The sequence below is a fragment of the Pseudomonas sp. S09G 359 genome (assembly GCF_002843605.1).
Taxonomy (GTDB): domain Bacteria; phylum Pseudomonadota; class Gammaproteobacteria; order Pseudomonadales; family Pseudomonadaceae; genus Aquipseudomonas.
Genome location: NZ_CP025263.1, coordinates 5,761,833 through 5,786,626, shown reverse-complemented (window position 1 = coordinate 5,786,626; position 24,794 = coordinate 5,761,833). Strand labels below are relative to the sequence as shown.

The following is a 24,794-nucleotide window of genomic DNA, read 5'->3' as shown; positions in this document are numbered from 1 at the left end:
CCGACCTGTTACACCCGCAACGCGTTACCTCGCGCTGGGTGGGAAAAGCCCGCAACACTTGGGACGATCCCAATACTTGCTCAGTCAGTGCTGACGTAGTCGGCGACCACCGTCGCTCATGCTCTGTTGAGAAGTAAACCTATTAAGACCCGTCGGTTTTCAACGGACGGTATTCTGGCGTTTTAGAGGTGAACAACGTGGAGCTTTTATCTGGCGGTGAGATGCTCGTCCGCTTTTTGCGTGACGAAGGCGTCGACTATATCTACGGGTACCCAGGTGGTGCTCTGCTGCATGTTTACGACGCACTGTTCAAGGAACCGGCGGTTAACCACATCCTGGTTCGCCACGAACAGGCCGCGACCCATATGGCTGACGGTTATGCCCGTGCCACCGGTAAAGCCGGCGTGGTACTGGTAACCTCCGGCCCAGGCGCAACCAATGCCATTACCGGCATCGCGACTGCGTATATGGACTCCATCCCGATGGTGATCATTTCCGGCCAGGTTGCCAGCACCATGGTTGGCACCGATGCATTCCAGGAAACCGACATGATCGGTATCTCCCGGCCTATCGTGAAACACAGCTTCATGATCAAGCATGCGTCGGAAATCCCGGAAGTCATGAAAAAGGCCTTCTACCTCGCACAGTCCGGTCGCCCGGGCCCTGTGGTGGTCGATATCCCGAAAGACATGACCAACCCGGCGGAAAAATTCGAATACGTCTTCCCGAAGAAAGCCAAGCTGCGCTCCTACAGCCCGGCCGTTCGTGGGCACTCGGGCCAAATCCGCAAGGCGGCAGAAATGCTCCTGGCGGCCAAGCGCCCGGTGTTGTACTCGGGCGGTGGCGTGATTCTGGGCGGCGGTTCCGCACCGTTGACCGAACTGGCCAAGCTGCTCAACCTGCCGGTTACCAATACCCTGATGGGCCTTGGCGCCTTCCCGGGTACGGACCGTCAGTTCGTCGGCATGCTCGGTATGCACGGCAGCTACACCGCCAACCTGGCCATGCACCACGCTGACGTGATCCTGGCGGTCGGCGCGCGGTTCGATGACCGTGTGATCAACGGCGCGAGCAAGTTCTGCCCGAATGCCAAGATCATCCATATCGACATCGACCCGGCGTCCATCTCCAAGACCATCAAGGCCGACGTGCCGATCGTGGGCCCAGTGGAAAGCGTATTGACCGAAATGGTTGCGGCGCTCAAGGACATCGGCGAAACACCGAACAAGGAATCCGTTGCCAGCTGGTGGAAGCAGATCGACGAATGGCGCGGCGACCGCGGCCTGTTCCCTTACGACAAGGGCGACGGCAGCATCATCAAGCCACAAACCGTGATCGAAACCCTGTGCGAAGTGACCAAGGGCGACGCCTTTGTAACCTCCGACGTGGGCCAGCACCAGATGTTCGCCGCGCAGTACTACAAGTTCGACAAGCCTAACCGTTGGATCAACTCCGGCGGCCTGGGCACGATGGGCTTTGGTTTCCCTGCCGCCATGGGTGTGAAGCTGAGCTTCCCGGACACCGACGTTGCGTGCGTCACCGGTGAAGGCAGCATCCAGATGAACATCCAGGAACTGTCGACGTGCTTGCAGTACGGGCTGCCGGTGAAGATCGTCTGCCTGAACAACGGCGTACTGGGCATGGTTCGTCAGTGGCAGGATATGAGCTACAACAGCCGTCACTCCCATTCCTACATGGAATCGCTGCCGGATTTCGTCAAGTTGGTTGAAGCCTATGGCCACGTCGGCATTCGCATCACCGATCTGAAAGATCTGAAGCCGAAGATGGAAGAGGCGTTCGCCATGAAGGACCGTCTGGTATTCCTCGATATTCAGGTGGATACCAGCGAGCACGTCTACCCGATGCAGATCAAAGACGGCTCTATGCGCGACATGTGGCTGAACAAGACGGAGCGTACTTAATCATGCGGCACATTATCTCCCTGCTTCTGGAGAACGAACCCGGCGCCCTGTCTCGTGTTGTCGGCCTGTTTTCGCAACGCAACTACAACATCGAAAGCCTGACCGTGGCACCGACCGAGGACCCGACCCTGTCGCGCCTGACGTTGACCACCGTGGGCCACGATGAGGTGATCGAGCAGATCACCAAGAACCTCAACAAGCTGATCGAAGTGGTCAAGCTGGTCGACCTGTCGGAAAGTGCCCACATCGAGCGCGAGCTGATGCTGGTAAAGGTCAAGGCCACGGGTGCCCAACGTGCCGAGATCAAACGGACTACCGACATTTATCGCGGGCAGATCGTCGATGTGAGCGCCAGCGTTTATACCGTTCAATTGACCGGTACAAGCGACAAACTGGATAGCTTCATCCAGTCGATCGGGACGGCCTCGATTCTGGAAACCGTACGCAGTGGTGTCACCGGGATTGCCCGTGGCGACAAAGTACTCAGCATCTAACCCAATTAGAGAATGGCCTCACGGCCTGGATATATAGAGGAACCTCATGAAAGTTTATTACGAAAAAGATTGTGACCTGTCGATCATCCAGGGCAAAAAAGTCGCCATCATCGGCTACGGCTCCCAAGGTCACGCGCAAGCCTGCAACCTGAAAGACTCCGGCGTTGACGTGACTGTCGGCCTGCGCAAAGGCTCGGCCACCGTTGCCAAGGCAGAAGCCCATGGCCTGAAAGTAACTGACGTTGCTTCCGCCGTTGCTGCTGCCGACCTGGTCATGATCCTGACCCCGGACGAGTTCCAGTCCGCGCTGTACAAAAACGAAATCGAGCCGAACATCAAGAAAGGCGCCACCCTGGCCTTCTCCCACGGCTTCGCGATTCACTACAACCAGGTTGTTCCGCGTGCCGACCTCGACGTGATCATGATCGCGCCGAAAGCACCGGGCCACACCGTGCGTTCCGAGTTCGTCAAAGGCGGCGGCATCCCTGACCTGATCGCGATCTACCAGGACGCTTCGGGCAACGCCAAGAACGTTGCACTGTCCTACGCGGCAGGCGTTGGCGGTGGCCGTACCGGCATCATCGAAACCACCTTCAAGGACGAGACTGAAACCGACCTGTTCGGCGAGCAAGCCGTTCTGTGCGGCGGTACCGTTGAACTGGTTAAAGCCGGTTTCGAAACCCTGGTTGAAGCTGGCTACGCGCCGGAAATGGCCTACTTCGAGTGCCTGCACGAACTGAAGCTGATCGTTGACCTCATGTACGAAGGCGGTATCGCCAACATGAACTACTCGATCTCCAACAACGCCGAATACGGCGAGTACGTGACTGGCCCGGAAGTGATCAACGCCGAATCCCGTCAGGCCATGCGCAACGCCCTGAAACGTATTCAGGACGGCGAATACGCCAAAATGTTCATCTCCGAAGGCGCTACCGGCTACCCTTCGATGACCGCCAAGCGTCGTAACAACGCCGCTCACGGTATCGAAGTCATCGGCGAGCAACTGCGCTCCATGATGCCGTGGATCGGTGCCAACAAGATCGTCGACAAAGCCAAAAACTAAGTCGCACGCATCAAGGGAAAACGCGGCTTAGGCCGCGTTTTTTCGTTTGGGGAGCTGGTTCTGGTATAAAGCTGCATCGTTTGCGGGCGAACACTCGCCGCAAGTATTTGTCGAATTTTTTTCACACCGTTGCAAGGTAAAGTCCATGAGCGAACGTCCCGAAGAGCCAAGCCAGGCTTCTGACGCCGAAAGCCTGCTGCCGATCGATGAGCATGTCGAAGAAGGGCATGACGCGGAAGGCCGCAAGGTCCGGCATCGTGGCATCTATCTGCTGCCCAATCTGTTCACCACGGCGAACCTGTTTGCCGGTTTCTATTCCATCATCAACTCCATGAGTGCCCAGAGCGCGCTGGCCGCAGGTGATGCGGCGAGTGCCAGCAAGTATTTCGGTTTTGCTGCTATCGCGATTTTCGTGGCCATGGTGCTCGACGGTCTTGATGGCCGCGTAGCGCGTATGACCAATACCCAAAGTGCCTTCGGCGCCGAGTATGACTCGCTGTCGGACATGGTTGCCTTCGGTGTTGCCCCCGCGTTGTTGGCATTTGCCTGGGCGTTGGGTGATATGGGCAAGGTCGGCTGGATGGTGGCCTTCATCTATGTGGCAGGTGCAGCGCTGCGCCTGGCGCGCTTCAATACCCAAGTGGGTACTGCCGACAAACGTTACTTCATCGGTCTGGCCAGCCCTGCTGCTGCAGGTGTGGTGGCGGGGATTGTCTGGGCGTTCAGCGACTACGGCATCCAGGGTTCAAAGATGTCGTTCCTGGTGGCCTTGATGGTTGCGGCGGCCGGCATGCTGATGGTCAGCAACATCAAGTACAACAGCTTCAAGGAATTCGACCTGAAAGGGCGGGTGCCTTTTGTCGCGATCCTGGTAGTGGTGTTGGTGTTTGCGGTGGTGTTCAGTGATCCGCCGCGTATTCTGTTGCTGGCGTTCCTGGTTTACGCAGCGTCGGGGCCGGTTCAGTACTTGCTGCATCTGCGCCGGGACAAAACATTGTCTTAATGTAATTTCCCCCATACTCCGCAGTCTATTGGTGCATCAGTCCTCCAATGCTGCGGAGTTGCCATGTTATTCAAATTTCCCAAAGCGTCCGATTGCCACGAATCGGACGTTACGCCTGAATCCTTCTATCTATCTCGCCGCAGCTTGCTCGGTGGTGCGCTTGCTGGCATGGCCGCCGGCAGCCTGCCGCGTTGGGCCAGTGCGGATGAGGCTGCGCGTTATGCCGATGTTGAGCCGGGTAAGGCACCGAACTGGTTTACCGAGAAGCTGCCGAATACCAAGTGGCAGGCGGTAACCGTCAAGGATGAGGCCATCACGCCTTTCAAGGATGCCACCCACTACAACAACTTCTATGAGTTCGGTACGGATAAGGGCGACCCTGCCGCTAACGCAGGTTCACTCAAGACCGAACCCTGGACGGTTGTAATTGACGGGGAGGTCGCGAAACCGGGGCGTTATGCCTTGGAAGACTTCATGAAGCCTTATCAGTTGGAGGAGCGCATCTATCGTTTGCGCTGTGTCGAGGCGTGGTCGATGGTGATTCCGTGGATGGGCTTTCCGATCTCTGCCTTGCTCAAGCAGGTTGAACCGACCTCCAAGGCCAAGTACATCCGCTTCGAAACTCTGCAGGATCCCAAGAGCATGCCGGGGCAGCGTTCGAGTTTTGGCTTGATCGACTGGCCTTATGTAGAAGGGCTACGGCTGGATGAAGCGATGAACCCGTTGGCGATTCTTGCCGTGGGTATGTATGGGCGAGAGCTGCCTAACCAGAATGGCGCGCCGTTGCGGTTGGTGGTGCCATGGAAGTATGGCTTCAAGAGCGTGAAGTCGATTGTGCGGATCAGCCTTGTGAGCGAGCAGCCGAAAACGACGTGGCAGAGTATTGCGGCGGACGAGTACGGGTTCTACGCAAACGTGAACCCTACGGTCGACCATCCTCGCTGGACGCAAGCGCGCGAGCGTCGTTTGCCGAGTGGTCTGTTCAGCCCGAATGTCCGTGAGACGCAGATGTTCAATGGGTACTCAGACGAGGTCGCTGCGCTTTACACCGGCCTCGATTTGCGGAAGAACTACTGATGCGTTATCCGATCTGGCGTATTGGCGTCTTTATAGTCGCTGCGGTGTGGCCGTTGTGGTGGCTTTATGAAGCGTGGAGTTTTGCGCTGGGGCCTGATCCGGGGAAAGTGCTGGTTGACCGACTCGGCTTGGGCACGTTGATCCTGTTGTTGATTACTCTGGGAATGACACCACTGCAAAAGCTGAGCGGTTGGGCAGGGTGGATAGCGGTACGCCGGCAGTTGGGCTTGTGGTGTTTTGCGTACGTCGTGCTGCACCTGGCGGCCTATTGCGTGTTTGTGCTCGGATTGGACTGGTCCCAGTTGGGCGTGGAGCTGCGTAAGCGGCCCTACATTATTGTCGGTGCCTTGGGTTTTCTCTCGCTGCTGGTGCTGGCGGTGACGTCTAATCGCTACAGCCAGCGCCGGCTGGGCAGTCGTTGGAAGAAGCTGCACCGCCTGGTGTATGTGATCCTTGGGCTCGGCTTGTTGCACATGTTGTGGATCGTACGTGCCGACCTGAAGGAGTGGGCTATCTATGCCTCTATCGGTGCGCTGCTCTTGGTGCTGCGTATTCCCCCGGTGATGCGTCGAATCCCTCGCCTTATCGCTAAAAAAACACCTTCTGCAACAAAAGCGTAATTAAGGGGTTGACGGCAGATTCTGGAAGCCTATAATTCGCCCCACTTCCGGCGCAGTCGAAACGGAAAACTCCTTGGTAAACAACGAGTTATGAAGTTTTCGGCAGCAGGTTGCTTCAGGTCATCGAAGCCAAAAGGAAGTTGAAAAAGAGGTGTTGACAGCAGCGTGTAACGCTGTAGAATTCGCCTCCCGCTGACGAGAGATCGGAAGCGCAAGTGGTTGAAGTTGTTGAAGAATTCTTCGAAAACTTCTGAAAATAATCACTTGACAGCAAATGAGGCTGCTGTAGAATGCGCGCCTCGGTTGAGACGAAAGATCTTAACCAACCGCTCTTTAACAACTGAATCAAGCAATTCGTGTGGGTGCTTGTGGGGTCAGACTGATAGTCAACAAGATTATCAGCATCACAAGTTACTCCGCGAGAAATCAAAGATGTAACCAACGATTGCTGAGCCAAGTTTAGGGTTTCTTAAAAACCCAAAGATGTTTGAACTGAAGAGTTTGATCATGGCTCAGATTGAACGCTGGCGGCAGGCCTAACACATGCAAGTCGAGCGGTAGAGAGAAGCTTGCTTCTCTTGAGAGCGGCGGACGGGTGAGTAATGCCTAGGAATCTGCCTGGTAGTGGGGGGTAACGTTCGGAAACGGACGCTAATACCGCATACGTCCTACGGGAGAAAGCAGGGGACCTTCGGGCCTTGCGCTATCAGATGAGCCTAGGTCGGATTAGCTAGTTGGTGAGGTAATGGCTCACCAAGGCGACGATCCGTAACTGGTCTGAGAGGATGATCAGTCACACTGGAACTGAGACACGGTCCAGACTCCTACGGGAGGCAGCAGTGGGGAATATTGGACAATGGGCGAAAGCCTGATCCAGCCATGCCGCGTGTGTGAAGAAGGTCTTCGGATTGTAAAGCACTTTAAGTTGGGAGGAAGGGCAGTTACCTAATACGTGATTGTTTTGACGTTACCGACAGAATAAGCACCGGCTAACTCTGTGCCAGCAGCCGCGGTAATACAGAGGGTGCAAGCGTTAATCGGAATTACTGGGCGTAAAGCGCGCGTAGGTGGTTTGTTAAGTTGGATGTGAAATCCCCGGGCTCAACCTGGGAACTGCATTCAAAACTGACTGACTAGAGTATGGTAGAGGGTGGTGGAATTTCCTGTGTAGCGGTGAAATGCGTAGATATAGGAAGGAACACCAGTGGCGAAGGCGACCACCTGGACTAATACTGACACTGAGGTGCGAAAGCGTGGGGAGCAAACAGGATTAGATACCCTGGTAGTCCACGCCGTAAACGATGTCAACTAGCCGTTGGAAGCCTTGAGCTTTTAGTGGCGCAGCTAACGCATTAAGTTGACCGCCTGGGGAGTACGGCCGCAAGGTTAAAACTCAAATGAATTGACGGGGGCCCGCACAAGCGGTGGAGCATGTGGTTTAATTCGAAGCAACGCGAAGAACCTTACCAGGCCTTGACATCCAATGAACTTTCTAGAGATAGATTGGTGCCTTCGGGAACATTGAGACAGGTGCTGCATGGCTGTCGTCAGCTCGTGTCGTGAGATGTTGGGTTAAGTCCCGTAACGAGCGCAACCCTTGTCCTTAGTTACCAGCACGTAATGGTGGGCACTCTAAGGAGACTGCCGGTGACAAACCGGAGGAAGGTGGGGATGACGTCAAGTCATCATGGCCCTTACGGCCTGGGCTACACACGTGCTACAATGGTCGGTACAGAGGGTTGCCAAGCCGCGAGGTGGAGCTAATCCCATAAAACCGATCGTAGTCCGGATCGCAGTCTGCAACTCGACTGCGTGAAGTCGGAATCGCTAGTAATCGCGAATCAGAATGTCGCGGTGAATACGTTCCCGGGCCTTGTACACACCGCCCGTCACACCATGGGAGTGGGTTGCACCAGAAGTAGCTAGTCTAACCTTCGGGAGGACGGTTACCACGGTGTGATTCATGACTGGGGTGAAGTCGTAACAAGGTAGCCGTAGGGGAACCTGCGGCTGGATCACCTCCTTAATCGACGACATCAGCTGCTCCATAAGTTCCCACACGAATTGCTTGATTCATGCGTTTGTAAAAGTGCAGAGCTAACTATTCGAATCGAATAATTAGCTCTGATCTTTTTCAGAACCGTTCTTTAAAAATTTGGGTATGTGATAGAAAGATAGACTGAACGTTACTTTCACTGGTAACGGATCAGGCTAAGGTAAAATTTGTGAGTTACTCAGTTTTGAGTATTATCGAATTTTCGGCGAATGTTGTCTTCATAGTATAACCAGATTGCTTGGGGTTATATGGTCAAGTGAAGAAGCGCATACGGTGGATGCCTTGGCAGTCAGAGGCGATGAAAGACGTGGTAGCCTGCGAAAAGCTTCGGGGAGTCGGCAAACAGACTTTGATCCGGAGATGTCTGAATGGGGGAACCCAGCCATCATAAGATGGTTATCTTAAGCTGAATACATAGGCTTAAGAGGCGAACCAGGGGAACTGAAACATCTAAGTACCCTGAGGAAAAGAAATCAACCGAGATTCCCTTAGTAGTGGCGAGCGAACGGGGACTAGCCCTTAAGTGGCTTTGAGATTAGCGGAACGCTCTGGAAAGTGCGGCCATAGTGGGTGATAGCCCTGTACGCGAAAATCTCTTAGTCATGAAATCGAGTAGGACGGAGCACGAGAAACTTTGTCTGAATATGGGGGGACCATCCTCCAAGGCTAAATACTACTGACTGACCGATAGTGAACTAGTACCGTGAGGGAAAGGCGAAAAGAACCCCGGAGAGGGGAGTGAAATAGATCCTGAAACCGTATGCGTACAAGCAGTGGGAGCCCACTTTGTTGGGTGACTGCGTACCTTTTGTATAATGGGTCAGCGACTTATTTTCAGTGGCGAGCTTAACCGAATAGGGGAGGCGTAGCGAAAGCGAGTCTTAATAGGGCGTCTAGTCGCTGGGAATAGACCCGAAACCGGGCGATCTATCCATGGGCAGGTTGAAGGTTGGGTAACACTAACTGGAGGACCGAACCGACTACCGTTGAAAAGTTAGCGGATGACCTGTGGATCGGAGTGAAAGGCTAATCAAGCTCGGAGATAGCTGGTTCTCCTCGAAAGCTATTTAGGTAGCGCCTCATGTATCACTGTAGGGGGTAGAGCACTGTTTCGGCTAGGGGGTCATCCCGACTTACCAAACCGATGCAAACTCCGAATACCTACAAGTGCCGAGCATGGGAGACACACGGCGGGTGCTAACGTCCGTCGTGAAAAGGGAAACAACCCAGACCGTCAGCTAAGGTCCCAAAGTTATGGTTAAGTGGGAAACGATGTGGGAAGGCTTAGACAGCTAGGAGGTTGGCTTAGAAGCAGCCACCCTTTAAAGAAAGCGTAATAGCTCACTAGTCGAGTCGGCCTGCGCGGAAGATGTAACGGGGCTCAAACCATACACCGAAGCTACGGGTATCACGTAAGTGATGCGGTAGAGGAGCGTTCTGTAAGCCTGTGAAGGTGAGTTGAGAAGCTTGCTGGAGGTATCAGAAGTGCGAATGCTGACATGAGTAACGACAATGGGTGTGAAAAACACCCACGCCGAAAGACCAAGGTTTCCTGCGCAACGTTAATCGACGCAGGGTTAGTCGGTCCCTAAGGCGAGGCTGAAAAGCGTAGTCGATGGAAAACAGGTTAATATTCCTGTACTTCTGGTTATTGCGATGGAGGGACGGAGAAGGCTAGGCCAGCTTGGCGTTGGTTGTCCAAGTTTAAGGTGGTAGGCTGGAATCTTAGGTAAATCCGGGATTCTAAGGCCGAGAGCTGATGACGAGTTAACTTTTAGTTAACGAAGTGGTTGATGCCATGCTTCCAAGAAAAGCTTCTAAGCTTCAGGTAACCAGGAACCGTACCCCAAACCGACACAGGTGGTTGGGTAGAGAATACCAAGGCGCTTGAGAGAACTCGGGTGAAGGAACTAGGCAAAATGGCACCGTAACTTCGGGAGAAGGTGCGCCGGTGAGGGTGAAGGACTTGCTCCGTAAGCTCATGCCGGTCGAAGATACCAGGCCGCTGCGACTGTTTATTAAAAACACAGCACTCTGCAAACACGAAAGTGGACGTATAGGGTGTGACGCCTGCCCGGTGCCGGAAGGTTAATTGATGGGGTTAGCTAACGCGAAGCTCTTGATCGAAGCCCCGGTAAACGGCGGCCGTAACTATAACGGTCCTAAGGTAGCGAAATTCCTTGTCGGGTAAGTTCCGACCTGCACGAATGGCGTAACGATGGCGGCGCTGTCTCCACCCGAGACTCAGTGAAATTGAAATCGCTGTGAAGATGCAGTGTATCCGCGGCTAGACGGAAAGACCCCGTGAACCTTTACTATAGCTTTGCACTGGACTTTGAATTTGCTTGTGTAGGATAGGTGGGAGGCTTTGAAGCGTGGACGCCAGTCTGCGTGGAGCCAACCTTGAAATACCACCCTGGCAACTTTGAGGTTCTAACTCAGGTCCGTTATCCGGATCGAGGACAGTGTATGGTGGGTAGTTTGACTGGGGCGGTCTCCTCCTAAAGAGTAACGGAGGAGTACGAAGGTGCGCTCAGACCGGTCGGAAATCGGTCGTAGAGTATAAAGGCAAAAGCGCGCTTGACTGCGAGACAGACACGTCGAGCAGGTACGAAAGTAGGTCTTAGTGATCCGGTGGTTCTGTATGGAAGGGCCATCGCTCAACGGATAAAAGGTACTCCGGGGATAACAGGCTGATACCGCCCAAGAGTTCATATCGACGGCGGTGTTTGGCACCTCGATGTCGGCTCATCACATCCTGGGGCTGAAGCCGGTCCCAAGGGTATGGCTGTTCGCCATTTAAAGTGGTACGCGAGCTGGGTTTAGAACGTCGTGAGACAGTTCGGTCCCTATCTGCCGTGGACGTTTGAGATTTGAGAGGGGCTGCTCCTAGTACGAGAGGACCGGAGTGGACGAACCTCTGGTGTTCCGGTTGTCACGCCAGTGGCATTGCCGGGTAGCTATGTTCGGAATAGATAACCGCTGAAAGCATCTAAGCGGGAAACTAGCCTCAAGATGAGATCTCACTGGAACCTTGAGTTCCCTGAAGGGCCGTCGAAGACTACGACGTTGATAGGTTGGGTGTGTAAGCGCTGTGAGGCGTTGAGCTAACCAATACTAATTGCCCGTGAGGCTTGACCATATAACACCCAAGCAATTTGCTTCTCCTGATTTGGAAACAAAGAGGAGCATCAGATTGCGGTGTGTGAAGACGAAATGAACCGAAAGTTCGACCTCGCAAAACACCGAAAGCTGTCACATACCCAATTTGCTGAAGCGAAGCCAACTGGCTACGACTCAGTACCCGAATTTCTTGACGACCATAGAGCATTGGAACCACCTGATCCCATCCCGAACTCAGTAGTGAAACGATGCATCGCCGATGGTAGTGTGGGGTTTCCCCATGTGAGAGTAGGTCATCGTCAAGATTAAATTCCGAAACCCCTGTTTGCTAACGCAAACAGGGGTTTTGTTTTGGGCGGTCGAAAAGGGCGAAGAGGCTCATTACGGCGGCCTTCAATGCTAAAGTCCATGCCTCGATTTTGCTTTTCCCAAGGAAGCCGTTATGCCGGATGCGACGTCCCTCAGTGCTGGATTCATGGTGGTTCACGGTAACCGCCTGGACGAACTGCGCAGCCTCGTCGTCAGCTGGATGCGTCGCTATCCTTTGGCCCCTCTGGAAAACGAAATCGCCCTGGTGCAAAGCAACGGCATTGCCCAGTGGCTCAAGTTGGCCTTGGCTGAAGACCCGGAAGAGGACGACATGGGCGGCTGCGGAATCGCCGCAGCCATCGATGTGCAACTCCCCGGCAGCTTCATGTGGCAGCTCTACCGCATGGTCCTGGGCCGTGAAGAAATCCCGGCCAAGTCCCTGCTCGATAAAGCCCCACTGACCTGGCGCCTGATGCGCCTGCTCCCGGAGCTGATCGACCAACCGCACTTCGAGCCCCTGCAACGTTTCCTTACCCACGACACCGACCTGCGTAAACGCTACCAACTGGCCGAACGCTTGGCTGACCTGTTCGACCAATATCAGGTCTACCGCGCCGACTGGCTGGAAGACTGGGCCGCCGGCCGCCATCAGCTGCGCAACGGCCGAGGCGAAACCAAGCCCCTCAACCCCGCCAATTGCTGGCAAGCCGAATTATGGCGCGCACTGTTGCTGGATGTGGGGGCAGAGGGCATGGCCCAAAGCCGTGCCGGTGTTCACCAGCGCTTTATCGAGCGAATCAATAGCCTCAAAAAAGCTCCCCCTGGCCTGCCCTCCAGAGTGATCGTATTCGGCATTTCCTCGCTACCCGCGCAGGCGCTGGAAGCACTCGCCGGCCTGGCGCGGTTCAGCCAGGTCCTGCTGTGTGTGCACAACCCTTGCCGCCATCATTGGTCCGACATCGTTGCCGACAAAGACCTGCTGCGTAACGAATACAAGCGCCAGGCGCGTAAAGCCGGCATGCCCGTGATCATCGACCCCCAGACCCTGCACCAGCACGCCCATCCGCTGCTGGCTGCCTGGGGCAAGCAGGGCCGCGACTACATCAGCCTGCTGGATAGCTACGACGATCCCAACAGCTACCGCGCTGCATTTCGCGATGGTCGCATCGACCTGTTCAGCGACAGTCAGCCCACCACACTGCTTAACCAACTCCAGGACGATATCCTCGAGTTGCGCCCACTCAATGAAACACGCGAGCTGTGGCCCGCTGTCGATTTACAGCGCGATACTTCAATCCGCTTCCATATTGCCCACAGTGCCCAGCGCGAAGTGGAAATCCTCCACGACCAACTGCTCCAACGCTTCAGCGCCGACCCCACGCTACGCCCCCGGGACATCATCGTCATGGTCCCCGACGTCGACAGCTACGCGCCGCATATCCGTGCGGTATTTGGCCAGTTGGAAAGGGGTGACCCGCGCTTTATCCCCTTCACGCTCACCGATCAGGGCCAGCGCGGTCGCGACCCGCTGCTGATTGCTGTCGAACACCTGCTGAAGCTGCCGGACAGCCGCTTCCCCGTCAGCGAAATCCTTGACCTGCTCGACGTTCCCGCTTTGCGCGAACGTTTCGCCATCAAGGAGCGCGACCTGCCTACGTTGCACCGCTGGATCGAAGGCGCCGGCATCCGTTGGGGCCTGGACGCCGAGCAGCGTGCGGGTCTTGGGCTACCTGGCGAACTGGAACAAAACAGCTGGCGATTCGGCCTGCGCCGCATGCTGCTGGGGTACGCCGTGGGCACTGGCCTCGCCTGCGACGGCATCGAGCCCTATGATGAAATCGGTGGCCTCGACGCGGCGCTGATTGGTCCGCTGGTGGCCTTGCTCGACGCGCTGAATGACGCGCATCAAGCCCTGTCCCAGCCGGCGTCTGCGCAAGCATGGGGCGAACGCCTGCAGCGCATGATGCAGTTGTTCTTCCTGCCCAGCAGCGAACACGACGACTACCTGTTGGGCCAGCTCGAGCAATTGCGGGAAACCTGGCTGGAAACCTGCGAGTCGGTTGGTTTGCAGGACGAGTTACCCCTCACCGTAGTCCGTGAGGCATGGCTGGCCGGTCTGGACCAGGGCCGCTTGTCCCAACGTTTCCTCGCCGGAGCGGTCAATTTCTGCACCCTGATGCCCATGCGTGCGATCCCGTTCAAGTTGGTCTGCCTGCTCGGCATGAACGACGGTGACTACCCCCGCGCGCAGCCGCCGCTGGATTTCGACCTGATGGGCAGTGACTACCGCCCCGGCGACCGCTCGCGCCGCGAAGACGACCGCTACCTGCTGCTCGAAGCCTTGCTGTCGGCTCGCGACCAGCTCTACATCAGTTGGGTCGGCCGCAGCATCCGCGACAACAGTGAGCGCCCGGCATCGGTGCTTATCGGCCAATTGCGCGACCACATCGCCAGCGGCTGGCAGAGCGCAGATCCACAACACCCGCTGTTGGAGGCGATGACCCAGGAACATCCGCTCCAACCGTTCAGCGCTCGTTATTTCCACGCCGGCGACCCGCTATTCAGCTACGCCCGCGAATGGCAATTGCTGCATGAAAGCCCCGATGCCATTCCCACCGAAGACGCACTGGCGCCGCACCAACAGGACGAACCCCTGAGCCTCGGTCAGTTGCAGGACTTCCTTCGCAACCCGGTAAAACACTTCTTCAGTCAGCGTCTGAAAGTGTTCTTCGAGGCCGCCGAAGTCCCGCTGGCCGATGAAGAGCCCTTCGTCCTCGACGCGCTGCAACGCTACAACCTGAGCGACAGCCTGCTGAACGCAGCACTGAGCCACCCCGATCAACTCGACCAGGCGCTGAACGCCCAGGCCCTGCGCCTGCAAGGCAGTGGCCTGCTGCCCATGGTCGGTTTCGGTGAATGCCTGCGCAACGAACTGATCGAACCGTTGCCCGATTTGTTGCAGCGCTACCAACACCTGCTGGCCCTCTGGCCAACCCCGCACACGGCGGCTGAACCGATCAGTTTTGAGCATCAAGGCATCCAGTTGGAAGGCTGGATCAGCGGCCTGCACCGACGCAGTGATGGCGGCCTGCTCAGCGTGACCACCATCCCCAACAGCATCGGTTCGATCAAGACCCGCAAGTGGCACCGCCTGATTCGTCCGTGGGTCAACCACGTGGTTGCGTGCGCCTGTGGCTTGCCGTTGAGCACTGGTCTGGTGGCCAGTGACGACACCTTGCTGCTGGCCCCGCTGGATAAGCCGGCCGCCCAGGAAATCCTCGGCAACCTGCTGCTGGCCTGGCACAGTGGAATGCAAGCGCCACTTCCGGTGGCGGTCAAAACCGCCTTCGCCTGGCTCGGCCAAACCGACCCCGCCAAGGCGCAGGCCGCGGCGAGTAAAGCCTACGAAGGCGACAGCCTGACCACCGACGGCGAACGCCGTGAAACCCCGGCGCTCACCCGCCAATTCCCCGATTACGCGGCCTTGACCGACAGCGAAGAATTCGAAGGCTGGTGCGAAACCTTGTATCGCCCCCTGATCAACGCCCCATGGCGATCACTCACCAGCGAGGAGGCCGGCGCATGAGCAGCAAACCCTTGGCCCTGGCGTTCCCGCTAAAAGGCAGCCAGCTGATTGAAGCCAGCGCCGGCACCGGAAAAACCTTCACCATTTCCGCCCTGTACCTGCGCCTGGTGCTGGGCCACGGCGGCGACGAAACCGGCTTTGGCCGCGAGTTGCTGCCGCCGCAAATCCTCGTGGTGACGTTCACCGACGCCGCCACCAAAGAGCTGCGTGAACGCATCCGCATCCGCCTGGCCGAAGCCGCGCGCTTTTTTCGCGAAGAAATCGAGCAACCGGATGCGCTGATCGCCGACCTGCGCGACGAATACCTCCCCGCGCAATGGCCCGCCTGCGCCAATCGCCTGGACATCGCCGCGCAGTGGATGGACGAGGCCGCCGTATCGACCATCCACAGTTGGTGCCAGCGCATGCTGCGCGAACACGCATTCGACAGTGGCAGCCTGTTCACCCAGACCCTGGAAACCGACCACAGCGACCTGCTTGGCGAAGTGTTGCGCGATTACTGGCGGCTGTTCTGCTACCCGATGCACGACGACGCGCTCAACTGGGTGCGCAACAATTGGGGTGGCCCCGCCGCGCTGATGCCCCGGGTACGTGCCTTGTTCGGCAGCGAACGCCCCACCGATGAGGCTCGCGAGCCCGCCGAGCTGATCAACGCCTGCCTGCAGGAACGCCGCGAAGCGCTTTTGCAACTCAAGGCGCCTTGGCTGCAATGGGCCGCCGAGCTGCGGGATATCTGCCTGCAAGCCGTGGCCGCCAAAGCCGTCGACGGCCGCAAGATGCAAGCACGTTACTTCGAGCCCTGGTTCGAAAAAATCAGCGCCTGGGCGGCTGACGAGGCCCTCGAACAACTGGATATTGGCACCGGCTTCACCCGCCTGACCCCCGACGGCATGGCCGAAGCCTGGAAGGGCGAACCGCCGCACCATCCCGGCATCGACGCCATGGCCGGCCTCAAAGCTGCCCTCGACGCGCTGCCAACCCCCGACGCCGCCGTGTTGCAACACGCGGCCGGTTGGGTGGGCAAACGCTTCGAAGAAGAAAAACGCCGGCGCGCCGAAATGGGCTTCGACGACATGCTGATCCGCCTCAATGCCGCGCTTCAATCCGATGGCGGCGAGCGCCTGGCCAGTGTGATCCGCGAGCAGTTCCCGGTGGCCCTGATCGACGAGTTCCAAGACACCGACCCGGTGCAATACAGCATCTTTGACAGCATTTACCGCATCGAAGAAAACCACCTGGACAGCGGCCTGTTCCTGATCGGCGACCCCAAACAGGCGATCTACGCCTTCCGTGGCGCCGACATCTACACCTACCTGCGCGCGCGCAAGGCCACGCTCGGCCGCCATCACACCCTGGGCACCAACTTCCGCTCCAGCCACGCAATGGTCGAAGCGGTGAACCATGTGTTCCTGCGCGCCGAAGCCGGGCGTGGCGCGTTCCTGTTCCGCGAGCCGAGTGGCGATAACCCGGTGCCGTTCCACGCGGTGCTGTCCCAAGGCCGCAAGGAGCAGTTGCAGGTCGATGGCCAGACGTTGCCGGCGATGAACCTCTGGCACCTGCCCACCGATCAGCCGGTGTCCAACGCGGTGTATCGCCAGCAACTGGCGGCTGCCTGCGCCACGCAAATTGTCGAGTTGCTCAACGGCGGCCAGCAGGGCACCGCCGGTTTCCTACAACCAGACGCCAGCTTCAAGGGCGTACTGCCGTCAGACATTGCCATCCTGGTACGCGACGGCAAGGAAGCCCAAGCCGTGCGCGCCGAGTTGGCCGCCCGTGGCGTGCGCAGCGTTTACCTGTCGGATAAAGACTCGGTGTTCGCTGCCCAGGAAGCCCACGACCTGTTGGCCTGGCTCAAGGCCTGCGCCGAGCCGGACGTCGAGCGCCCGCTGCGTGCGGCGTTGGCCTGCGTCACCTTGAACCTGTCGCTACCGGAACTGGAGCGTCTGAATCAGGATGAACTGGCGTGGGAAACCCGCGTGATGCAGTTTCGTGGTTATCGTGCGATCTGGCGTACCCAAGGCGTGCTGCCGATGCTGCGGCGCCTGCTGCATGATTTCAAACTGCCGCAAACCCTCATCGCCCGTAGCGATGGCGAGCGCGTGCTGACCAACCTGCTGCACCTCAGCGAATTGCTGCAGCAGGCCGCTTCGGAACTGGACGGCGAACAGGCGCTGATCCGCCACCTCGCGGAGCACCTGGCGCTGTCGGGCCAGGCCGGTGAAGAACAGATCCTGCGCCTGGAAAGTGATGAGCAACTGGTCAAGGTGGTGACCATCCACAAGTCCAAAGGCCTGGAATATGACCTGGTGTTCCTGCCCTTTATCTGCTCGGCCAAACCGGTGGATGGCAGCCGTCTGCCGCTGCATTATCACGATGCGCAGGATAAACCGCAGGTGAGCCTGCGCCCGACCGCCGAGCTGATCGCCCGGGCTGATGACGAGCGCCTGGCCGAAGACCTGCGTTTGCTCTACGTGGCTCTGACCCGTGCGAAACACGCGTGCTGGCTGGGCATTGCCGACCTCAAACGCGGCAACAGCAGCAGTTCGGTGTTGCATCTGTCTGCGTTGGGCTACCTGCTTGGCGCCGGCGCATCGCTGGGGGAGTCCGCCGGCCTGGCGCGCTGGTTGCTGAACCTGCAGGAAGGCTGCGCCGCCATCCACTACGGCCAGGTGCCCGACGCGCAAGACATCCTGTTCCACCCGCCGCGCAACGAAGCCACTTTGCTCGCGCCATTGCTGCCCAAGCGCAAGGCGGCCGAAAACTGGTGGATCGCTTCCTACAGTGCATTGCGCATTGGCGACAGCATGAGCGCGGCGAATCTCGAAGCCCCGGAAAGCCCACAAGCGCAGAAGCTGTTCGATGACGAGCGCCTGGACCCCGACGCACCGCGCGAAGTGGCGGCGTCCGGCGGTGATATTCACCGTTTCCCACGCGGGCCTAATCCCGGCACCTTCCTCCACGGCCTGCTGGAGTGGGCCGGTGAGGAAGGTTTCAACGTGACCCCGGAGATCATCGAAAAAGCCGTGGGCGCACGCTGTAATCGGCGTAACTGGGAAGGCTGGATCGTCACCCTCAGCGGCTGGTTGGGGCACCTGCTTCACACGCCGCTGCCGGTGGATAACGATCGGGTCAGCCTCAGCGGCTTGCAGCAGTACCAGATTGAAATGGAGTTCTGGTTCGCCAGCCACAAAGTCGACGTGCTCGCCCTCGACAAGCTGGTATGCCAGTACACCCATAACGGCGTGTCCCGCGTGGCCGCTGAACCGGTGTTGCTCAATGGCATGTTCAAAGGCTTTATCGACCTGACGTTCGAACACGACGGCCGCTACTACGTGGCCGACTACAAATCCAACTGGCTCGGCCCCGACGATTCTGCCTACACCCATGACGCCATGGAGCAGTCGATCCTCGAGCATCGGTACGACCTGCAATACGTGCTTTACCTACTGGCCTTGCATCGCCAGCTTAAGGCACGCCTGCCGGACTACGACTACGACCGCCACGTCGGCGGCGCGCTGTACCTGTTCCTGCGCGGCACCCAGGCCACCAGCCAGGGCGCTTATTTCACCCGGCCACCCCGTGAGCTGATCGAAGGCCTGGACCTGGTGTTCCAGGGCAAGCCCATCCCGCCCAAGGTCGAGCCCGCCTGGGAACAAGGAGTGCTGTTATGAGCCTGTCACCGTTGCCGCTTGAGGAGCTCGCGCCCCTCAGCCACGCCGCCGACCTGCTGCAGCTGTTGGAACGGTGGGTCGAGCGTGGCTGGCTGCGTGCCCTGGACAAAGCCTTCGTTGGCTTCCTGCATGAACTCGACCCGCAGGCCGACCCCTTGGTGCTGCTGGCAGCGGCGCTCACCAGCCATCAGTTGGGCCATGGTCACGTGTGCCTCGACCTGTTCGAAACCTTGAATGCACCGGACTTTGCCCTGTCATTGCCCCCCGAAGGCGATTTGCAAACCGGCGCCATGCTGCTGCCGTCGCAATTGCTCGATGGCCTCGACGGCGCCCATTGGTGCAACGCCCTGGCCGCCAGTCGCCTGGTTGCGCTGGCCGTCGATGGCAGTGAGTCGGCCCAAAGCCGCCCGTTGGTATTGGCGGGCAAGCGCCTGTATTTGCGCCGCTACTGGACCTACGAGCGGCGCATCGACACGGCATTGCGCTTGCGCTTGGCGACCCAGGAGAGTGTCGCCGCCGATTTGCCGCAACGCCTCAATAGCCTGTTCGACCAAGCACCGCCCGACGGCGTGATCGACTGGCAGAAACTCGCCTGCGCCTTGGCCACTCGCGGTGCATTCAGCATCGTCACCGGCGGCCCCGGTACCGGCAAGACCACCACCGTGGTGCGCCTGCTCGCGCTATTGCAAGCGCCCGCCGTGGAAGCCGGCAGCCCCTTGCGTATCCGCCTGGCCGCACCCACCGGTAAAGCCGCCGCGCGCCTCACCGAGTCCATTAGCCAGCAAGTGCTATCGCTGAAAGTGCCGGAAAACGTGAAGGAAAAAATCCCGACCCAGGTCACCACCGTTCACCGCCTGTTGGGCAGCCGCCCGGGCACCCGCCATTTCCGTCACCACCTCGGCAACCCCTTGCCGCTGGATGTGCTGGTGGTGGATGAAGCGTCGATGATCGACCTGGAAATGATGGCCAACCTGCTCGACGCCTTGCCGCCCCACGCCCGCCTGGTGCTGCTGGGCGACAAGGACCAGTTGGCCTCGGTGGAGGCGGGCGCCGTGCTCGGCGACTTGTGCCGCGACGCCGAAGCCGGCTGGTACAGCGCCGAGACCCGTCAGTGGCTGCAAGCCGTCAGCGGCGAAAACCTCGGCGCCAGTGGCCTGCAGGAAGACCTCGACGGTAGCCACCCCCTGGCCCAGCAAGTGGTGATGCTGCGTTACTCGCGGCGGTTCGGCGAGGGCAGTGGCATCGGCCAACTGGCGCGTTGGGTCAACCAGCAAAACGCCGAAGAGGCACGCAAGCTGCTGGCCGCGCGCAGCCACGCTGACCTGTTCTGCGTCAGCCTCAAGGGCGAGCACGACCACGCCCTGGAACGCCTGGTATTGGACGGGCAGGGCGGTGGCGCCGAGGGTTATCGCTATTACCTCAACCTGCTGCACAGCGCGCGCCCGGCCCTGGATACCCCGCGCGAAGACCTCGCCTGGACCCACTGGGCGCAACAACTGTTGCAAGCCTTCGACGCCTTCCAGTTGCTCTGCGCCGTGCGCAAGGGGCCTTGGGGTGTGGAGGGGCTTAACCTGCGCATCACCGCGGCCCTGCGCAAAGTGCGGCTGATCGAGGGCGACGAGCAATGGTACGAAGGCCGCCCGGTGCTGATGACCCGCAACGATTACGGCCTGGGCCTGATGAATGGCGATATCGGCATCGCCCTCAAATTGCCCGAAAGCGACGGCGGCCCCCAGGTGCTGCGCGTGGCTTTCCCACGTAACGATGGCCAGGGCGGCGTGCGGTTTGTGCTGCCCAGCCGGTTGAATGATGTGGAAACCGTGTACGCCATGACCGTGCACAAGTCCCAGGGCTCGGAGTTCACCCACACCGCGCTGATTCTGCCGGATGCGCTTAACCCGGTGCTGACCAAAGAGCTGATCTACACCGGCATCACCCGGGCCAAGCGCTGGTTCAGCCTGATCGAGCCTCGTGGCGGCGTGTTTGAAGAGGCGGTACGGCGCAAGGTCAAGCGCTTGAGTGGGCTGATGCTGGAGTTGGGTCAGGAGTAAGAAATATCCGACGCTGTGCTATCGTTGCGGCATCACCCTGAAAACATCTAAGAGAAATCGCTGCATGAACGTGGCTGTCTCGCCCACAGAGCGTAGTTTGAGCTGGAGACGCATGCTAATCGTGGCGGTTCTGTGCCTGCTCGCCTCCAGCACTTTTGCCCAGGCACCCAGCCCTGCCGACTCCCGCGCCCAGGCGGTGACCCAGGTAGTCTTGGGTATTCTCAGTTATGCGCGGTGGCCGGTGGAGCCTGCGCAACTGCGCCTGTGCATCGTCGGGCCGACTCAGTACACCGACGACCTGGTCAAAGGCACCACCCAGGCCACAGGGCGCCCAGTAGTCGTACAACGCCTGCTGGCGGACCACCCCGATATCGTCAATGCCTGTGACGCCGTGTACATCGGCAAACTCACCGGCGATGAACGCAGCCGCCTGTTCACCTCGTTGATCGGCCACCCGGTGCTCAGCATCAGCGAAGGTGGCGACCAGTGCACCGTGGGCAGCTTGTTCTGCCTGCGCGTGGCCGATGAGCAGGTATCGTTCGAGGTCAACCTCGACTCGGTGGCGCGCAGCGGTGTGCGCATTCACCCGAGCGTGTTGCAACTGTCCCGCCGTCGGGCGCCTGCGTCATGAGCATCCAGACAGTCCGACCCACCCTGCGCTCGGTGATCGGCAGGGGGCATTTGATCCTGGCGCTGGTGGCCGTGACGCTGGCCAGTGTGTCCCTGACCCTGCTTGGCGTGCTGGCGCTGCGCGTGTATGCCGAGCACAACCTGCACCTGATCGCCCGCTCCATCAACTACACCGTGGAAGCGGCGGTGGTGTTCAACGACAGCGCGGCAGCCACCGAAGCCCTCAGCCTGATCGCCTCTACCGAAGAAGTGGCCCAGGCCGAAGTGTTCGACGCCAATGGCAAGTTGCTGGCGCAATGGATTCGCCCGGAAACCAGCATGCTGTCTCGGGTCGAACTGGAACTGGCGCACGCCCTGCTCGAACAGCCCATCAACCAGCCGATCCTGCACCAGGGGCGTACTGTCGGCAGTATTAATCTCACCGGTCACGGTGGCAGCCTCTTGCGCTTCCTGCTCAGCGGGCTGGCCGGGATTCTGATCTGCACGGCCCTCAGCGCCTGGGTGGCCCTGCACCTGGCGCGGCGTCTGTTGCGCGGCATCACCGGGCCGCTGCAAAGCCTCGCCGCCGTGGCCCACGCCGCCCGCAGCGAACGGGATTTCGACCGCCGCGTGCCACCGGCGCGAATCGCCGAACTCGACAGCCTGGGCAGCGACTTCAACGCGTTGCTCGGCGAAATGGAAGCCTGGCAAAGCCACCTGCAAAGCGAAAACGAAACCCTCGCGCACCAGGCCAACCACGACAGCCTCACCGGCCTGCCCAACCGTGCATTCTTCGAGGGCCGCCTGATTCGCACCCTGCGCAGCGCCGCCAAGGCCAAGGAACAGGTGGCAGTGCTTTACCTCGACAGCGACCGTTTCAAAGAGATCAATGACAGCTTTGGCCATGCTGCCGGCGATGCCGTGCTGGTCGCCGTCGCCGAGCGTGTGCGGGCGCAACTGCGTGAAGATGACTTGGTGGCGCGCCTGGGCGGTGATGAGTTCGCCATCCTGCTGGCGCCGCTGCACAAGGTCGAAGATGCCCAGCGCATCGCCGACAAGATCATCGCCAGCATGGACCTGCCGATTCCCGTGCCCGGCAACACCCAGGTGTTGACCTCCCTCAGCATCGGCATCGCCATCTACCCCGATCATGGCGCCACCCCCGGCACCTTGCTCAATGCTGCCGACGCAGCGATGTACCAGGCCAAGCGCCAGTCCCAGGGCGGCCAGCATACCGCGGAGCCGGAGAGCCCCGTCGTCAACGTACAACACAGGAGTTGATCCCTTGTTCACCACCACGCGTTTTCTGTTTATCACCCTGCTGGTGGCCCTGCTGGGCCTCGGCGGTTGCCAGACGGCCCCGCCCAAAGGCCTGACGCCGGCGCAAGTTGCGGTCCTCAAACAACAGGGCTTTGAGCTGACCGACGACGGTTGGGCGTTCGGCCTGTCCGGCAAAGTGCTGTTCGGCAGCGACGTCGAAACCCTCAACCAGCCCAGCACCGATATCGTCCAACGCATCGGCAAGGCCCTGCTCGGCGTGGGCATCCAACGCGTGCGCGTCGACGGCCACACCGATGCCTCGGGCAAGGAAATCTACAACCAGCAACTGTCCCTGCGCCGCGCCAAAAGCGTGGCCACGGTGCTGACCACTGTGGGTATGAAAGACGAAAATATCCAACTGCGCGGCCTGGGCAGCAGCCAGCCCGTGGCATCCAATGACACCGCTGCAGGGCGCACCGAGAATCGGCGAGTGTCGATTGTGGTGATTGCGGACTGAGCTACGTCCCCAGCTTCAATCTGAAACGCAGTCAAAATGTGGGAGGGGGCAAGTCGAATCGTCGCACCGCCCCTCCCACATTCGAACTGCATTGTGTTTGAGACCGTGTTCGCTTAACCGCTGGGCGTCATCGCTTGGGTCAGGTCATCCACCACCGCCTTGCCCATCTCGCACAAGTAGTGCGCAGCCCACGCGTATTGCTCGCCGCGCACATCCATGGCGGCTTCCATCGCGAGTTTCTTGGAGTAGAAGAGCAGGGTGGAGGCGTGTTCCAGGGCTTAGCCGAAGTTGATGTTCTATGCCCATTCTCCAGCGATGATCATCAAGTGTTTTTATTTGTAGGAAAGGTCTGTCATGACGAATATTGATGGCTAGGCTGACGAGGTTTCGCTTTTTCGCAACGAGTGGGCTTAGTTAAATGACACTCTAACTAACCTCCGTAAAGGATTGCGATGAACATAAATGTCAGTAGTTTTCGCCAAGAGGCGTCTAAGGTCAGGCTTTCAAAAAACGCTTTTGATGAACTGTTAAATGCGCAAGAAATTATAGAGTCTGATACACGGAATGGTCGATTCGACATTAAGCCCGCCTACGTTAATCCGCTACTGTTGCCCGTTCTGAGTGAGGAACTGCACAGAATACGAAACATGATTGATCATGAAAGCCATGTATTGATACTCGATGGGTTTAAGGTCGAAAAACTTGCCAGTTTCAAATCGCTGGTGTGGACATTCGGTTCTTTACTCGGTGTGCCAATGGTACAGAACCATCTCGGTCACAAGGTAATTGAAGTTTATGACCGCGGCGGTAAAAGCATTGAGGACGGTGCGAGATACCATCAGACCCGTCAAGGTGCCTACGTACACAATGACGGAGTGAGTGACCCGCTACCTATCGATTACTTGATCCTGGCATGCGGACAGAAAGCACTTTTGGGCGGCGAGAGCATCCTCATTGACGCAAGTGCGGTATACGCGGAGTTGATGGCGTTCCCAGAAATATTGGAAGAGCTCAAATGTGATTTCTTTTTGAGAATCGCGGCATGTCAGATGAGGAAAAATTGTTTAAAGCACCCATTCTGAGCTTTTCCAATGAAGGCATTCCACTGATCAGATATTTTCGCGTCTACATAGAATCAGCTCATGTTAAGGCGGGAGTGCCGTTAACGGTGGCTCAATCCCAAGCGCTGGACTTTCTGGATACGGTTCTCGATCAGTCATCGGTTCAGCATCGCGTATTGCTGGAGCCAGGGCAGGTGCTTATTTCAGCCGATAACAAGTTTCTGCATACCCGCACGCACTTCATTGATATGAATGCTCCACGCTCCGAGATTGAGGATACTGAGCCTTTGAGCGATCTGAATCGCTACATGCTACGGATGTGGTTACGTAAACAATGATTGCCCTATGTTTATAACGTATGTCCTCCCATAT

Annotated in this window: 14 protein-coding genes, 3 rRNA genes and 1 pseudogene; 17 read left to right on the top strand and 1 reads right to left on the bottom strand. The window is 58.5% G+C overall.

The genetic code is table 11. From position 1 onward, the window contains the following. Positions 1 to 197: 197 nt before the first annotated feature. From CXQ82_RS26600 to CXQ82_RS26525, 15 genes are all read left to right on the top strand, one after another. A complete protein-coding gene (locus tag CXQ82_RS26600; RefSeq protein ID WP_101273876.1) occupies positions 198 to 1,922 on the top strand; it encodes an acetolactate synthase 3 large subunit in 1,725 nt (574 codons plus the stop codon). 2 nt (positions 1,923 to 1,924) lie between these two features. Continuing rightward, positions 1,925 to 2,416, top strand: a complete 492-nt coding sequence (ilvN, locus tag CXQ82_RS26595; protein WP_003176102.1) for an acetolactate synthase small subunit — start codon at positions 1,925 to 1,927, stop codon at positions 2,414 to 2,416. Between the two features lie 46 nt (positions 2,417 to 2,462). Continuing rightward, positions 2,463 to 3,479, top strand: a complete 1,017-nt coding sequence (gene ilvC / locus CXQ82_RS26590) for a ketol-acid reductoisomerase (RefSeq protein ID WP_056859781.1) — start codon at positions 2,463 to 2,465, stop codon at positions 3,477 to 3,479. 145 nt (positions 3,480 to 3,624) lie between these two features. Beyond that, positions 3,625 to 4,482 (top strand): CDP-diacylglycerol--serine O-phosphatidyltransferase, encoded by an 858-nt coding sequence (gene pssA, locus CXQ82_RS26585; RefSeq protein ID WP_101273004.1) that lies wholly within the window; start codon positions 3,625 to 3,627, stop codon positions 4,480 to 4,482. Between the two features lie 63 nt (positions 4,483 to 4,545). Next, on the top strand, positions 4,546 to 5,559 hold the full coding sequence (msrP, locus tag CXQ82_RS26580; protein WP_101273003.1) for a protein-methionine-sulfoxide reductase catalytic subunit MsrP: 1,014 nt from the start codon (positions 4,546 to 4,548) through the stop codon (positions 5,557 to 5,559). After that, complete coding sequence (msrQ, locus tag CXQ82_RS26575) at positions 5,559 to 6,179, top strand: protein-methionine-sulfoxide reductase heme-binding subunit MsrQ (RefSeq protein ID WP_101273002.1); 621 nt, start codon at positions 5,559 to 5,561, stop codon at positions 6,177 to 6,179. The genes msrP and msrQ overlap by 1 nt, the downstream gene beginning before the upstream one ends. A gap of 489 nt (positions 6,180 to 6,668) precedes the next feature. Then, a 16S ribosomal RNA gene (locus CXQ82_RS26565) occupies positions 6,669 to 8,205 on the top strand. A 280-nt stretch (positions 8,206 to 8,485) separates the two neighbouring features. Next, positions 8,486 to 11,377 (top strand): 23S ribosomal RNA (locus CXQ82_RS26560). Between the two features lie 170 nt (positions 11,378 to 11,547). Beyond that, a 5S ribosomal RNA gene (gene rrf, locus CXQ82_RS26555) occupies positions 11,548 to 11,663 on the top strand. Together the 16S, 23S and 5S rRNA genes form the textbook arrangement of a ribosomal RNA operon. Positions 11,664 to 11,800: 137 nt before the next feature. Further along, a complete protein-coding gene (gene recC / locus CXQ82_RS26550) occupies positions 11,801 to 15,253 on the top strand; it encodes an exodeoxyribonuclease V subunit gamma (RefSeq protein WP_101273001.1) in 3,453 nt (1,150 codons plus the stop codon). Continuing rightward, a complete protein-coding gene (gene recB, locus CXQ82_RS26545; RefSeq protein WP_101273000.1) occupies positions 15,250 to 18,924 on the top strand; it encodes an exodeoxyribonuclease V subunit beta in 3,675 nt (1,224 codons plus the stop codon). The genes recC and recB overlap by 4 nt, the downstream gene beginning before the upstream one ends. Next, positions 18,921 to 20,975: an exodeoxyribonuclease V subunit alpha gene (gene recD, locus CXQ82_RS26540; protein ID WP_101272999.1), complete on the top strand. Its 2,055-nt coding sequence runs from the start codon at positions 18,921 to 18,923 to the stop codon at positions 20,973 to 20,975. The genes recB and recD overlap by 4 nt, the downstream gene beginning before the upstream one ends. 64 nt (positions 20,976 to 21,039) lie before the next feature. Then, a complete protein-coding gene (locus CXQ82_RS26535) occupies positions 21,040 to 21,606 on the top strand; it encodes a YfiR family protein (RefSeq protein WP_101272998.1) in 567 nt (188 codons plus the stop codon). After that, entirely contained in the window at positions 21,603 to 22,865 is a 1,263-nt protein-coding gene (locus tag CXQ82_RS26530) for a diguanylate cyclase domain-containing protein (RefSeq protein ID WP_101272997.1), read from the top strand. Before CXQ82_RS26535 ends, CXQ82_RS26530 begins: the two co-directional genes overlap by 4 nt. A gap of 4 nt (positions 22,866 to 22,869) precedes the next feature. Continuing rightward, complete coding sequence (locus CXQ82_RS26525; protein ID WP_101272996.1) at positions 22,870 to 23,361, top strand: OmpA family protein; 492 nt, start codon at positions 22,870 to 22,872, stop codon at positions 23,359 to 23,361. 113 nt (positions 23,362 to 23,474) lie between these two features. Here CXQ82_RS26525 and CXQ82_RS26520 read toward each other — a convergent pair. Continuing rightward, positions 23,475 to 23,639, bottom strand: a pseudogene (locus CXQ82_RS26520) (DUF3077 domain-containing protein); the annotation flags it as partial. A 174-nt stretch (positions 23,640 to 23,813) separates the two neighbouring features. On the opposite strand from CXQ82_RS26520, the gene CXQ82_RS26515 reads away from it, so the two are divergent. Continuing rightward, the gene (locus CXQ82_RS26515; RefSeq protein ID WP_256581834.1) at positions 23,814 to 24,443 is read left to right on the top strand and encodes a TauD/TfdA family dioxygenase; all 630 of its coding nucleotides are present in this window, start codon (positions 23,814 to 23,816) and stop codon (positions 24,441 to 24,443) included. Further along, entirely contained in the window at positions 24,404 to 24,760 is a 357-nt protein-coding gene (locus CXQ82_RS31720) for a hypothetical protein (protein ID WP_256581833.1), read from the top strand. Before CXQ82_RS26515 ends, CXQ82_RS31720 begins: the two co-directional genes overlap by 40 nt. Positions 24,761 to 24,794 lie beyond the last annotated feature (34 nt).

Bases quoted from the DNA above. Each gene is read 5' to 3' on its own strand.
- ilvN (WP_003176102.1), top strand. From the start codon at position 1,925: ATGCGGCACATTATCTCCCTGCTTCTGGAGAACGAACCCGGCGCCCTG.
- ilvC (WP_056859781.1), top strand. From the start codon at position 2,463: ATGAAAGTTTATTACGAAAAAGATTGTGACCTGTCGATCATCCAGGGC.
- pssA (WP_101273004.1), top strand. From the start codon at position 3,625: ATGAGCGAACGTCCCGAAGAGCCAAGCCAGGCTTCTGACGCCGAAAGC.
- msrP (WP_101273003.1), top strand. From the start codon at position 4,546: ATGTTATTCAAATTTCCCAAAGCGTCCGATTGCCACGAATCGGACGTT.
- msrQ (WP_101273002.1), top strand. From the start codon at position 5,559: ATGCGTTATCCGATCTGGCGTATTGGCGTCTTTATAGTCGCTGCGGTG.
- recC (WP_101273001.1), top strand. From the start codon at position 11,801: ATGCCGGATGCGACGTCCCTCAGTGCTGGATTCATGGTGGTTCACGGT.
- recB (WP_101273000.1), top strand. From the start codon at position 15,250: ATGAGCAGCAAACCCTTGGCCCTGGCGTTCCCGCTAAAAGGCAGCCAG.
- recD (WP_101272999.1), top strand. From the start codon at position 18,921: ATGAGCCTGTCACCGTTGCCGCTTGAGGAGCTCGCGCCCCTCAGCCAC.
- CXQ82_RS26535 (WP_101272998.1), top strand. From the start codon at position 21,040: ATGAACGTGGCTGTCTCGCCCACAGAGCGTAGTTTGAGCTGGAGACGC.
- CXQ82_RS26530 (WP_101272997.1), top strand. From the start codon at position 21,603: ATGAGCATCCAGACAGTCCGACCCACCCTGCGCTCGGTGATCGGCAGG.
- CXQ82_RS26515 (WP_256581834.1), top strand. From the start codon at position 23,814: ATGAACATAAATGTCAGTAGTTTTCGCCAAGAGGCGTCTAAGGTCAGG.
- CXQ82_RS31720 (WP_256581833.1), top strand. From the start codon at position 24,404: ATGTCAGATGAGGAAAAATTGTTTAAAGCACCCATTCTGAGCTTTTCC.